The organism is Bosea sp. Tri-49 (assembly GCF_003952665.1).
Taxonomy (GTDB): Bacteria; Pseudomonadota; Alphaproteobacteria; order Rhizobiales; family Beijerinckiaceae; genus Allobosea.
This window is the reverse complement of sequence record NZ_CP017947.1, coordinates 304,327-317,735: the sequence shown is the minus strand read 5'-3', so window position 1 is coordinate 317,735 and position 13,409 is coordinate 304,327. Positions and strand designations below refer to the sequence as shown.

General features: G+C 63.3%; 5 protein-coding genes. 1 reads left to right on the top strand and 4 read right to left on the bottom strand.

Going from position 1 to position 13,409, the window contains the following annotated elements; genetic code table 11:
- The first annotated feature begins 300 nt into the window (after positions 1-300).
- A complete protein-coding gene (treY, locus tag BLM15_RS30530) occupies positions 301-2,874 on the top strand; it encodes a malto-oligosyltrehalose synthase (protein ID WP_126116666.1) in 2,574 nt (857 codons plus the stop codon).
- 7 nt (positions 2,875-2,881) lie between these two features.
- Here the strand turns inward: treY and treZ are convergent, their stop codons facing one another.
- Genes treZ through BLM15_RS30510 form a run of 4 tightly spaced genes read right to left on the bottom strand, consistent with a single transcriptional unit; the run spans position 2,882 to position 13,334 of the window.
- Positions 2,882-4,639, bottom strand: a complete 1,758-nt coding sequence (treZ, locus tag BLM15_RS30525) for a malto-oligosyltrehalose trehalohydrolase (RefSeq protein WP_126116665.1) — start codon at positions 4,637-4,639, stop codon at positions 2,882-2,884.
- A gap of 31 nt (positions 4,640-4,670) precedes the next feature.
- Complete coding sequence (gene glgB, locus BLM15_RS30520) at positions 4,671-6,863, bottom strand: 1,4-alpha-glucan branching protein GlgB (RefSeq protein ID WP_126116664.1); 2,193 nt, start codon at positions 6,861-6,863, stop codon at positions 4,671-4,673.
- On the bottom strand, positions 6,856-10,143 hold the full coding sequence (gene treS, locus BLM15_RS30515) for a maltose alpha-D-glucosyltransferase (protein WP_126116663.1): 3,288 nt from the start codon (positions 10,141-10,143) through the stop codon (positions 6,856-6,858). Before treS ends, glgB begins: the two co-directional genes overlap by 8 nt.
- Positions 10,143-13,334, bottom strand: a complete 3,192-nt coding sequence (locus tag BLM15_RS30510) for an alpha-1,4-glucan--maltose-1-phosphate maltosyltransferase (RefSeq protein ID WP_206734943.1) — start codon at positions 13,332-13,334, stop codon at positions 10,143-10,145. The genes treS and BLM15_RS30510 overlap by 1 nt, the downstream gene beginning before the upstream one ends.
- Positions 13,335-13,409 lie beyond the last annotated feature (75 nt).

The following is a 13,409-nucleotide window of genomic DNA, read 5'->3' as shown; positions in this document are numbered from 1 at the left end:
CAGTAACGCATCGGTAGTGCTCGATCGCGTCGCGTAGCGCTGCATATTCGAGCTCATCCTCCGACCCCCGTGTCGAGGCGGCCAAGGCGACAAGGCGCGCTTGCGCGCGTATCATGTCGACGGGCGATCTGATCGGCGCAATGTCCATGAGGAGCACCTCCCGCACGCAAACGCGCCGGTCCCGGCGGAGGTTCCATCCCTCGCGCCCGATTTTTGCGCAAGGCAGCAGCCGAACTGGCGGTCCTCTCGGACGTTGAGGACGTGCGGCCTTTGCCCTGCCGCTGAGCCGAGGGGTCCAGCTTGCAACAAACGAATTCGGTGCTCTCGACCTATCGGTTGCAGTTCCATCGGGAATTTCCGTTTTCCGCCGCTCTTGGGTTGGCGAGTTATCTGCGACAGCTCGGGATCAGCCATGTCTATTCGTCGCCGATTCTAGCAGCACGCGCCGCCTCGATGCATGGCTACGACGTCACCAGTTATGAGCAGATCAATCAGGAACTTGGCGGCGCCGATGGCTTTCGGGCGCTGGCCAAGGCTTTCCGCCGACAGGAAATCGGCATCATTCTGGATATCGTGCCGAACCATGTCGCCGTCGGTGGAGACGACAACGCCATGTGGCTGGATCTGCTCAAGCGTGGCCGGGACAGCCGCTATGCAGCCTGGTTCGACGTCGATTTCGACGAGCGTGACCCGATTCTCGCCGGCCGCATCCATGTGCCTTTCCTAGGCGAGCCCCTTACAGAAGCTCTCGATCAAGGCAAGTTCGCGCTAGTGGAGGATCCGGCCCGGCAGGGCTTCGCACTGCGCTATGGCGAGCACCTGTTTCCATTGCGTTCGGAGACCGATGCCGAAATCCGTACCGCAGGACCAGACGCGTATCACGAGGCCGACAGGCTGCGATCCCTGCTTCAGCACCAGCATTACCATCTGGACTATTGGCGTAACGCCTCGGACAGGCTGAACTGGCGCCGCTTCTTCGAGATCACCCAGCTCGCTGGCATCCGGATCGAAAAGCCGGACGCGTTCGAGGCGGCCCATCGCCTGGCCTTCGCGTTCTACGAGGAAGGGTTGATCGACGGGCTCCGGATCGATCACGTTGACGGGCTCGCCGATCCGGCAGGCTACTGCGCGAAGCTTCGCTCACGGCTCGAGGCATTGTCGAAAGGCCGGCCAGCCTGGGCGACGCCAGGCCCGGCCTGGCTGGTTGTCGAGAAGATTCTGGCGCCAGGCGAGGCGCTGCCCGCCGGCTGGCGTGTTGACGGGACAACCGGCTATGACTTCATGGATCAGGTCAGCGCCGTTCTGCATAACGACCGCGATGAGACCGCCCTCGCCTCATTCTGGTCGGAGATCAGCGGACGGCCGGCAAAATTCGCTGACGAGGAACAGAGCGCACGGCGCGAAGTCCTCGAACACGGTTTCGAGGGCCAGCTCGAATATGTCGTCGACATGCTGATGGCGCTGGCGAAGGCCGCCGGCCGTGATGTCGACATACCGCGCGGTGCGATGCGGCGTGCCACGGCTGCGCTCGCTTGCAATATGCACAGCTACCGCAGCTACATGACCGGCGTCGGCGAAATTGAAGAGCCCGGCCCCTTCTTGGCAGCGGCGCTCGAAACCGCCCGTGCGCAGCCGCAAGCGGAGCATCTTGCGCTCGATTTTATCAAGGCCGCAATGACCGGTGCTGAATCCGGGCTTCCTGCCGAGCTGCGCAAGGCGGCAGTGCAGCGCTTCAACCAGCTGACTTCGCCGCTAGCGGCGCGCAGCGTCGAGGACACCGCCTTCTATCGCTACGGGCGATTGCTCTCGCGCAACGATGTCGGCTTCGATGCTACGCGGCTGTCGTTGCCTGTCCTGGAGTTCCACGCGCTCATGCAGGAGCGGGCGACAGCGCAGCCGCGCTCCATGCTGGCGCTCGCCACCCACGACCACAAGCGCGGCGCCGACGTGCGCGCTCGCCTTGCGGTGATCAGCGAGGACCCCGGCCGCTGGCGCGAGGCCGTCGAGCGCTGGTTCGCGCAGAACGATGCCATCCGCCCGGACGAGCTCGATCGCGGTGACGAGTACCAGTTCTATCAGATGCTGGTCGGAGCCTGGCCGCTCGATGGATCGGCTGTGACCTGCGAGTTCGCCGACCGGCTGAGCGGCTGGTGGCGGAAGGCGCTGCGCGAGGCCAAGCTGAAGACGGGATGGATATCACCCAATGAAGCCTATGAGCAGGCAGCGGAGCGGTTCCTGCATGCGGCGCTCGACCAGTCGCGCAGCGGCGCTTTCCTCGCTTCGCTGCAGGACTGGGTGGAGGCGATCGCGCCCGCCGCGGCACTCAACGGGATCGTTCAGCTGATCTTGCAATGCACCGTGCCCGGCGTACCCGACACCTATCAGGGCACCGAGTTCTGGGACCTCAGCATGGTCGATCCCGACAATCGCCGGCCAGTCGACTTTACCGGGCGCCGGCAGGCGCTGGAGAGCGATGCGCAAGAAGGCGATCTGCGCCAAGATTGGCGCGACGGCCGCCTCAAACAACAGGTGCTGCAGCGGCTGCTGCAGGCACGGCGCTTAAATCCGGACCTCTTCGTCGGCGCATCGTATTGCCCGCTACCCGTGACCGGCGTCAGACGCGACGACGTCATCGCCTTCCTGCGCGAGACGCAGGATGCGGCGCTGCTCGTCGTCGTGCCGCTGCGATGCGCTGCGATGGTTTCGGCGGATTTGACGGTCTCGGACGCGTGGTGGCAGGACACCCGGATCAAGCTGACCGAGAGCAGATTCGCGTGGACTTCGATCATTGGTCGCGCGATCTCAAGCATGGTCCTGACGCCAGGCGAAGCGGATGGCGGCTTCCCTTGCCGCGTCGCGATCGCCAAGAAATGAGCCGTCGTCAGTCGGACAGCATCGCCAGGAACGAAGAGCCCTTCAGCGTCGCCTGATCCGCCTGAACGGTGACGGTCCCGAGCGAAAAGATCGTCCGGCCCGCCGGCGGTGCTGTTTGGACCGGCCCGTCGCTGAAATTCGCGAGCAGACTCAGGGTGCGGCCGCCGAGCCGCCAACTTGCCCTCACCGCGTGCGCTCCGAGCGGAGCCGCGCCGAGGCTGCGGCAGTCGCCAAGATCCGGCACGACCGCATCACGCCTGACCTCGAGGAGCGTGCGATAGAGGGAGAGCCATTCCTCGGCGTCTTCCCCGGCTTCCGGCCGGGAAGCTTCGAAGGTCTCGGGGGCGTTGGGATCGAGCGCGAGGAGGTCGCCGCCATGATCCTCATGCTCGAATTCGCGCTTGCGCCCCTCGCGCACCGCCTGGGCGAGTTCCTCATTGTGATCGGTGAAATAGTAAAAGGGTGTGCGGCTTCCGTACTCCTCGCCCATGAACAGCATCGGGATCTGGGGGGTAAGCAGCAGCAGCGCCGCGCCGACCTTGACCTTGTTGGGATCGGCCAGGACGAGCAGCCGTTCGCCGAACAGCCGATTGCCAATCTGGTCGTGGTTCTGCAGGCAGTTGACGAAGCGCGTCGGCGCCAGATGCCCGCTCGGCTTCCCGCGCGGGCGCGCGCGGCTCGACGTCACCTCGCCTTGGAAAGCGAAGCCGCTCGCCAGGATCCGAGCAAGATGACGGACGGGTTCAGGGGCAAAGCTGCCGTAATAGGTGCGCGTCTCGCCGGTCAGCAGCACATGGACGGCATGGTGGAAATCATCGTTCCACTGCGCGTCGTAGGCGACGAGCAGATCGGCGTCGTTGTCCTCGTTCTCGACGATGAGATGGATATGCCGCTCTGTGGGCAATGCCTTGCGGATATCGCGTTCGAGCTCGAGCAGGAACTCGGTCGACGGGATGGCATGGACAGCGTCGAATCTCAGCCCGTCGAACCGGAATTCGTCGAGCCATTGCAAAGCGCAAGCGCGATAGAAGGCGCGGACTTCGGGTCGGTCGAATGCGATGCCGGCACCCCAGGGCGTCTGACTGCCGGCCTTGAAGAACTCAGGCGAAAGGGTGTGCAGATAGCAGCCATCCGGGCCAAAATGATTGAACACGACGTCGAGTAGGACGCTGAGCCCGAGTTCGTGAGCCCGATCGATCAGGCTTTTGAGCTCGGCCGAGGTGCCATATGCAGCAGCCGGCGCAAATTGTAGCACGCCGTCATAGCCCCAGTTCCGGCTCCCCGGGAAGTCGGCGATCGGCATCAGCTCGATCGCGGTGACGCCCAGGTCGATCAGGCGCGATAGCTCGCGCTCGACGCCGGCAAAGCCTCCGAGCAACCCGGCATGAAGCTCATAGAGGATGGTCTCTCGCCAGGGCCGTCCGCGCCAGCCAGCGCTACGCCAGGCATAATCGTCGGGGGAGATCAGCACGCTCGCGCCATGGACTCCGCTTTCTTGTCGACGCGAGGCCGGGTCAGGGACGAAAACTCCATTTGGTAGGCGGTAGCGATAGCGCGTGCCGAAAGGGAGCTCAGCCCGGTATTCGTGCCAGCCATCGGCGAGCAGCGTCATCGGCGAAGGTGTGGCCCCATCGATCTCGATCGATAGGCCCGCGGCAGCGGGTGCCCAAATCCGGAAGATGGCGACTTCGCCGTCCTTCCAGGCGCCGAAGCGAAGCGGCGTGGCCGGAAGCCGGGCTGCGGTCTCATCGCTGCTATCGAGCATGGGGCTCCTGTCCTATTGTAAGTGCAACGGCTCAAGCCTCGGCGATGAAGACCAACGTTGCTAGCGGCGGCAGCAACAGTTCGACGCTGGCCGGGTAGCCATGGCTCGAGGCATCGATGGCGCCGACGCCTCCACCGTTTCCAATCCCGGAGCCGCCGTAAAAGGTCGAGTCGCTGTTCAGTGCTTCGCGCCAAAAGCCGGCGGAAGGCACGCCCATTTTGTAGTTGGCCCGCGGCACCGGCGTCATGTTCGCAACAACAAGCACGCTCGGCGAGCCGGGCTGCTGGCGAATAAAGGCATAAACGCAGTTGTCGCGGTCGTCCTGCACCACCCAGCGAAAGCCGCTCGGGTCGGAATCGGTGGCATGGAGTGCCGGCTGGTCACGGTAGATCCGGTTGAGATCCTTGATCAGGCGCTGCACCCCGGCATGGCCGGAATCCTGGAGCAAATTCCAATCGACCTCGCCGTCATGGTTCCATTCGCGCTCCTGTGCAATCTCGCCGCCCATGAAAAGGAGCTTCTTACCCGGATGGGTCCACATGAACGCGAAGTAAGCGCGCAGCCCGGCCAGCTTGGTCCAACGATCGCCCGGCATCTTGCCAATCAGCGAGCCCTTCCCGTGCACGACCTCGTCATGCGAGAGCGGCAGGATAAAATGCTCGGCAAAGGCATAGACCAGGCCGAAGGTCATCTCGTCATGATGGTGCGGGCGATGGATCGGATCACGCGCCTGGTAGTGTAGCGTGTCATGCATCCAGCCCATGTTCCATTTGAAATTGAAGCCAAGGCCGCCTTCCTCGGAGCGGCGTGTGACGCCCGGCCAGGCGGTGGATTCCTCGGCGATCATGATTGCGCCGGGGTGACGCTCCGCCACCACCCTGTTGAGATGGCGCAGGAAATCGATCGCCTCGAGGTTCTCGCGTCCACCGTAGATGTTCGGCCGCCACTCGCCAGGATTACGGCTGTAGTCGCGGTAGAGCATCGAGGCGACCGCATCGACCCTCAAGCCATCGACATGGAAGTGCTCAAGCCAATGGAGTGCGCTGGCGATCAGGAAGCCGGAAACCTCCCGGCGGCCGAAATTGTAGATCAGCGTGTTCCAGTCCTTGTGGAAGCCCTCGCTCGGATCCTCGTGCTCGTAGAGCGCGGTCCCGTCGAAGCGGGCGAGGCCGTGGGCATCAGAGGGGAAATGCGCGGGCACCCAGTCGACGATCACACCGATTTCTTGCTGATGACAGGCGTCGACGAATATCGCGAAGTCCTCGGGATCCCCAAAACGCCGTGTTGGTGCGAAGAGGCCAAGCGGCTGATAACCCCAGGAGCCAGTAAAGGGGTGCTCGGCCACGGGCAGAAGCTCGATATGGGTGAACCCCATCTCCTTGGCATAGGGGACCAGACGGTCGGCCAAGCCCCGCCAGTCAAGCGTCGTGCCGTTTGGGGCCCGCGTCCACGAGCTGGGGTGCAACTCATAGATCGAGATCGCGGCCGTTTCGGTCTGCCGGGCCGCCCGGGAACTCATCCATTCATCGTCCTGCCAAACATGCGAAGGCGGCCGCGGTACAACCGAGGCAGTGCCAGGAAGCGGCTCTGCTGTTCGCGCAACCGGATCGGCTTTCATCGGAAGCACCTGGCCATGGCAATCGACAATCTCGTATTTGTAGAGTTCCCCGCTGCCGAGGCGCGGGATGAAGAGCTCCCAAATCCCGCTGCCACCCCGCCGGCGCATGACATGGCGGCGCCCATCCCAACTATTGAAGCCGCCAATCACGGAAACGCGCCTGGCATTAGGCGCCCAGACGGCGAATCGCGTGCCGGAAACGCCGTCCACCGTAGCGAGATTGGAGCCGAGCGCGTCCGCCAGCCGCTGATGCCTGCCCTCACCGATCAAATGGAGATCGAGCTCGCCAAGCAGCGGTCCGTAGGAGTACGGGTCCTCGGTAACCTGTTCGCCGCCCGGCCAGCGGATCGTGAGCAGGTACGCGCCCTCGCCGATCGCCCCGTCGAACAGACCGGCTGTTTCGCGCCTCGTCAATTCGAAGCGCTCGTGATCGGCGCCCTGCAGCACGGCGACTGACATGGCGCCGGGCAGGAACACCCGGACGAAACGTCCGTCAGGGCCGCGATGGGGGCCGAGTACCGTAAAGGGATGACCGAACTGGCCATGCGCTAGAGCTGTCACGATCTCAGGATCGAGCGGCGGAATGCGCCCTGACAGATCAGTCATCGGCAGCTTCCCCGCTCAGCAATCGATCCATGAGATCGGTCAGTCCGCCTAACGGCACACCGAGCCAGTCTGGCCGGTTGCTGACCTCGTAATTGATCTCATAGGCAGCCTTCTCAACCATGAAGAGGTCGAGCAGTGCCGCATCCCCAGCCTGATCGCGCGAACGCTGGACAGGCTGCTCTGCGATGACCTCGGAATAGGCCAGCAGCAGGGCACGCGGCATTCTCTCACTGAACGCCGCCGCCAGAGTCGCATACGCGCCGTCGTGGCTCGCGGCGGCGGGGTTGCGATGGGCGGCCGCCAGCGCATAGTCGAGGGACCGCAGAATGCCGGCGACGTCACGCCAGCCGCTGTCTTTGGCGCGGCGCTGCGCCAGCGGCTGGGAGGGCTCACCTTCGAAGTCGATGATCATCACGTCACCGCTCGCAACCAGTGCCTGGCCAAGATGGAAATCGCCATGGATGCGATGCAGCAGGCTGCCCTTGCCCGCCTTGCAGAGCCGGTTCACCAGCGTGAGCAGAGCCTTCCGACGCCTTAGGACGCGATCGACGAGCGCACGCTCCGCCTCGCCGAGCCGATCGCGGTGCCTCGCCAGATTGTCGCAAGCCGCATGGACACGGCCTCCGACGCGCTCAGTCCAGCGCTCGATATGTGCGTCATCTGCCACGGCCGGCGCAAAAGCAGCGTCATCTGTCGGCTGCGACAGCGCGACGTGCATCTCTCCCAGGCGCTGGCCCAAAAGCTGGGCAAAACGCTCGAAGGTCGACAGCAGATCGGCAAGATCGGCTCCCTCGCGAGACAGTTCGTCGATAACACGGCCAAGATAGGACGCGGTCCAGTCCCAGGCGTCACCTTCGCCTGGAATAAAGGCCTGAACGACTCCCAGCACCTCCTCCTCGCCGTCCTCCGAGATATGGACGATTTCGCCGAGCTGCGCAGGCGCATTGGCAAAGCCACGCTCCGTCAGGGCCCGCATCATCTCCGCTTCAGGATGCTGGCCTGGCGCGAGCTTCCGAAACAGCTTCAGCATCACCTTATGGTCGACCACCACCGAGGAATTTGACTGTTCGGCTGAGAGCCAGCGCACAGGGTCCTCCGGCAAGATGTCGATGCTGTCGAATGCGGATGTCGGCCTGAACGAAACCATGCCGGTCGCGCTCCTGACCTCGGCTCCGGCCTTCAACAGGGCCAACAGTTCGTGAATGAAACCCGGCAGGGCGAAGGCATCAGTCAGGTATCCGGTGCGCCGGCCGCGCCGTACCCTCGCCAAAGCGAGCTGCTGGGGCAGCGCGGTCGTGAGTTCATCGTCCCAGTTGATGCCGAGCGGCAGCAAATAGCGTTCGGCGCCGCCGCCATGCACCGCCTCGACCGCCACGAGCGCCATTTCGCGATTGGGACCGATGCGCGCCGTCAGCGCCACGCGCGCGATCTCGAGTTTCTGATCCTTGGCGGCAAACCAGCGCCGCTTGGCGAGATAGGGCGGTAGGATAGTGGCCTCAAACTCGCGCCGGTGTTGCGGTGTGATCATCTCGTCGGGACCGCCGCGCAGAACGAATGTGGTAAAGTCGGGCATCGGCTCCGGCGCCTGCGCGTGCCAGGAGGGAGCCTGCGCACCCTCGACCAGGAGGAACCAGTAAAAGCTGTAGGGCGGCAGCGTCAGCAAATAAGTGAGCTGTCCGATGGCGGGAAAGACCGAATTGCCGAGCATCTCGACCGGATGGCGACCGGCGAATTCCGATAGGTCGAGCTCGAAAGCCTGCGACGAGCGCGACAGATTAGAGACACATAGTATCGTCTCGCCGTCATATTCACGTAGATAGGCGAAGGCCTTTCGGTTCTTCGGGTAGAGGAAGCGCAACGTCCCGCGCCCAAACGCCTTGTGCTCCTTGCGAACAGCCAGCATGCGCTTGGTCCAGTTCAGCAGGGAGTGACGATCCCGGGTTTGCGCCTCGACATTGACGGCGGCGAAGCCATAGAGCGGGTCCATGATCGGCGGCAGCACGAGGCTTGCCGGGTCGGCGAGCGAGAAGCCGCCGTTCCGGTCCGGCGACCATTGCATCGGCGTGCGCACGCCATCGCGATCGCCGAGGAAGATGTTGTCGCCCATGCCGAGCTCGTCACCATAATAGAGCACCGGCGTGCCCGGCATCGACAAGAGAAGATTGGTCATCAGCTCGACGCGGCGCCGATCACGCTCGAGCAGCGGCGCTAGCCGTCGCCTGATACCGAGATTGATGCGAGCACGCCTGTCGGATGCGTAGAAATTCCAGAGATAGTCGCGCTCCTTGTCCGTCACCATTTCGAGTGTCAGCTCGTCATGATTGCGGAGGAAGATCGCCCATTGGCAATTGTCCGGAATGTCGGGGGTTTGCCGCATGATGTCGGTGATTGGAAACCTGTCCTCCTGCGCAATGGCCATGTACATTCGCGGCATCAGCGGGAAATGGAACGCCATGTGGCATTCGTCGCCGGCGCCGAAATAGGCCTGCGTATCCTCCGGCCACATATTGGCCTCGGCCAGCAGCATCCGGTTCGGAAACGTGGCATCCAGTTCGGCCCTGATCTTGCGCAGGATGTCGTGAGTCTCCGGCAGGTTCTCGTTCGAGGTGCCGTCACGCTCGATCAGATAGGGGACGGCATCGAGGCGCAGGCCGTCGACGCCGAGCTCGAGCCAGAATTTCATCACCCCCAACACCGCTTTGAGGACGGCCGGGTTATCGAAGTTCAGATCCGGCTGGTGTGAGTAGAAGCGATGCCAGAAATAGGCCTTCGCAACCGGGTCCCAGGTCCAGTTCGAGCGCTCGGTGTCGAGAAAAATGATGCGCGTGCCGGAATAAAGCTTGTCGTCGTCGGACCAGACATAAAAGCTTCGATGCGCCGAGCCGGGCTTGGAAAGCCGGGCCCGCTGAAACCAGGGATGTTGGTCCGAGGTGTGATTGATGACCAGCTCGGTGATGACGCGCAGGCCCCGCTCATGGGCGGCCCTGATGAAACGCCTGACGTCTGCCGCCGTGCCGTAGTCCGGATGGACGGCTTTGTACTCGGCGATGTCGTAGCCATCGTCGAGGCGAGGCGACGGATAAAATGGCAGCAGCCAGATCGCAGTGACGCCGAGCTCGACGATATAGTCGAGCTTCGCCATAACTCCGGCGAAATCGCCGATGCCATCGCCATTGGCGTCAAAGAACGACTTGACGTGCAACTGATAAACGATCGCGTCCTTGTACCATTGCGGATCAGCGGAGTCGGCTGCGACGTTCCGGATGAGGCTTGTGTCCATCATTTGGCCCTGGTCCCTGGCGTGATGCGCCAGATTGCAAACGGCGTGGCCTGCGGATCGAGCCGGATCGTGTGCCGCTTGCCGTGCCAGTCAAAGCGCGCTCCGAGCATCAGGTCCTCAACGGCGACGACGCCGTGGTCGGGCAGGCCGAATTCCCAGAGCGGCACCTCGATCGATGCGTCATGGACACCGAACGGATCGAGATTGATCGCAATCAGAATGATCTCGGGCGAGGCGCCGACCCGCTTGCCGAAGTAGAGAATGTTGTCATCGGACGCGCTGTAAAAGGTCAGGCCGAGATGGCTCTGCAGCGCCGGAAAGCTCTGCCGCAGCTGATTGAGCCGCGTGATCTCCGCTATGATGTTGCCGGGCGCCTGCCAGTCCCGCGGCTTGATTTCGTATTTCTCGCTGTCGAGATACTCTTCTTTGCCGGGGATCGCCGTCCCTTCACAAAGCTCAAAGCCCGAGTAAATGCCCCACAAGCCTGACAGCGTCGCGGCCAATGCCGCCCGGATGAGGAAACCCGGTCGGCCGGAGCGCTGCAGAAATACAGGATTGATGTCGGGAGTGTTGACGAAAAGGTGCGGTCGGAACAGGTCGCGCACCGGCGCTTCGTTAAGCTGCGTCAAGTACTCCGTCAGCTCAGCCTTGCTGTTACGCCAGGTGAAATATGTATAGGACTGGGTGAAGCCGACTTTGCCGAGCCGGTACATCACCTTGGGCCGGGTAAAAGCCTCGGACAGGAAGATGACCCCCGGATCCTGCGCGCGAATGTCGGCGATCAGCCACTCCCAGAACGGGAAGGGCTTGGTGTGGGGATTGTCGACCCGGAAGATCCGGACGCCCTGATCGACCCAATGCCGAACGACATCGCGCAGGGCGAGCCACAGCCCCGGGATCGCTCCGGGAGCATAGAAGTCGACGTTGACGATGTCCTGGTACTTCTTCGGCGGGTTCTCGGCGTAGCGCATCGATCCGTCGGGTCGCCACTGGAACCAGTCGGGATGTTCGCCGAGCCAGGGGTGATCAGGGGAGCACTGAATGGCGAAATCGAGCGCTAGTTCGATACCGTGTTGGGCCGCCGCCTCAACCAGCGCACGAAAATCCTCGGGCGTTCCGAGTTCCGGGTGGATCGCGTCATGGCCGCCCTCCGGCGAGCCAATGGCATAGGGACTGCCGGGATCGTCCGGGGCCGGGGTCAAGGTGTTGTTGCGGCCCTTGCGGTTTGTCTTGCCGATCGGATGGATCGGCGGAAAGTAGAGAACGTCGAAGCCCATCGCCTTGACCGCCGGCAGGCGGCCGATGACATCGCGGAACGTGCCGTGACGCGAAGCGTCGTCAGTGATCGAGCGTGGGAACAGCTCGTACCAGCTTGAGAACGACGCTGCCTGGCGATCGGCATCGACCGGATAGAGCTCCGAGCCAATGGCATGCGGACGCGGATCGGCGCGCACCATCGCGCCACTGAGTTCGTTGGACAGCAAGATGGCGACCTGATCATTGTCAGGCTCGTCGAGGCGCTCCAGGTGCCGCTCGATGATCGACCTGTCGGACTGCGATGCCGCCGCGGCGAATTTTTCGAGGGTCAGCCGGCCTTCCCTCAGTTCGAGGGCGATCTCCACGCCTGCCTCATGCTTCTTTGCAAGGTCGCGCCTGAACGTGCCGAACTCGCTCCACCAGGCCTCGATCGCGAAGACGTGGCGGCCGGTGCGAAGCAGCGGAAATTCCCCGCGCCAGCGGTCGTTGACGAGAAAGCCCATCGGCGCGCGAGACCACTGTGTCTCGTCGGCGGCGCGCCAGCGCAGCTCCGCAGCGAGGACGTCATGGCCGTCGCTGAAGATGTCCGCCTCGACCGTGACGAGGTCGCCGACCGTGCGCTTGACCGCAAAGCGGCCATTGTCGACCGCTGGTGCGACAGCTTCGATGGCCAGTCGATCAGTAAAGAGTTGCACACGTTTCTGCGGCGGAGCGACAGCGCCGTTACGAACTGCCGTAGCCGCGGCGAGCGCGGCCACCATGCCTGAAGCAGCCGGCAAATGGCTGTCGTAGGTCGCATCCTTCGGCTGAGCTTCGACCTTCGCGGCAAGCCTTTCGATTTCCAATTTGCTCGCGTTGATCGGATCCCTGTTCAGCAGCACAAGCTCACGGGGATGCGCCTTCTCAAGGCGAATGATCGCCGCGAAATTATCACTCAGCTCAAGTGGTCGCAGCGATCTTTGCCCGACCAAGGAACGAGCTGACAGGGCGCGATTGATCGACCGGATCTGATCCTGAAGCCCGTCCGTCCTGTGGGAGGAAGCTTCTTCAAAATCCTCTTTTCTGGCCTCGATGAAGGGGGCTTCCATTTCGAACTCGAAGCCCATCGGCATCAGCCAGCCATCGGCCAGGAGCGCAGCGCTCAAGGCGAGGCTGTGCCGTCGATCGGGATTGATTGCGGCCGGCTCTATGATGCGCCGGCCGAAAGGGTCCTCAGGAAAGCCGATGAGCCCTGCATAGCCGGAGAGCTCATTGTACTCCTCGAACAGCCAGGTTTGGCTGCCGGCCCACCACGCCACCGAAGAGGGCAGGAACTGGAATACTTGGCCTGCATGGATCAAGGCTTGTCGCTGCCGCCCCGGCATCCAGCCGAACGCGCCGAATGACGGCTGCCGTTCCTTCGCCGGCAGGAGGATGTCTCGCCAGATTTCGAGCGCCAGATCAACCGCGCCGTGGCAGCGGACGCCGTCGATGCCAGCCTCCTGCCACCGCAGCAGTCGCTCCTGCCAGAAGGAGATCAACCGCGGGCGGGCCGCATCATCGCCAAACCGCGCTACCCGCTCATGCTGGCGGTGGATTGTCCTCGGATCGAGGCTGGTTGCCTGGGCCCTGCCCCACCAAGTCTCCTGCTCTGCGACGAGCGGCCCGTTGCCGTCCGCCCGCTCGATTGCAAGGTCAATCCACAACCGCAGGCCGAGGGCGCGAGATTGCGCCGCGAATTCGGCCAGCACGTGGGACGCAGGCAGGCCGGCGATCGATTCGATGTCATGGGTAAGGAACAGATTGTCCGAGGCCGAGAACGGCCACGCCAGAAGCACGTGGGTAAAACCTAGCGCCTGGACGCGCTCCAGATGCCTCTGCCAGGTCTCAGGCCCGCCACCGAGAGTTGGGTGCAGATAGTAAATCCGTGGCGTTTGAGCTGAGTCGTTTTGCACATCACCCTCGATCTTGGCACCTCCAAAGAACGGGGCGGGCCAGAATGGGTTCCACGTGAAAAACCGACTGTTTAG

Bases quoted from the DNA above. Each gene is read 5' to 3' on its own strand.
- glgB (WP_126116664.1), bottom strand. From the start codon at position 6,863: ATGACTGATCTGTCAGGGCGCATTCCGCCGCTCGATCCTGAGATCGTG.
- treS (WP_126116663.1), bottom strand. From the start codon at position 10,143: ATGGACACAAGCCTCATCCGGAACGTCGCAGCCGACTCCGCTGATCCG.
- treZ (WP_126116665.1), bottom strand. From the start codon at position 4,639: ATGCTCGATAGCAGCGATGAGACCGCAGCCCGGCTTCCGGCCACGCCG.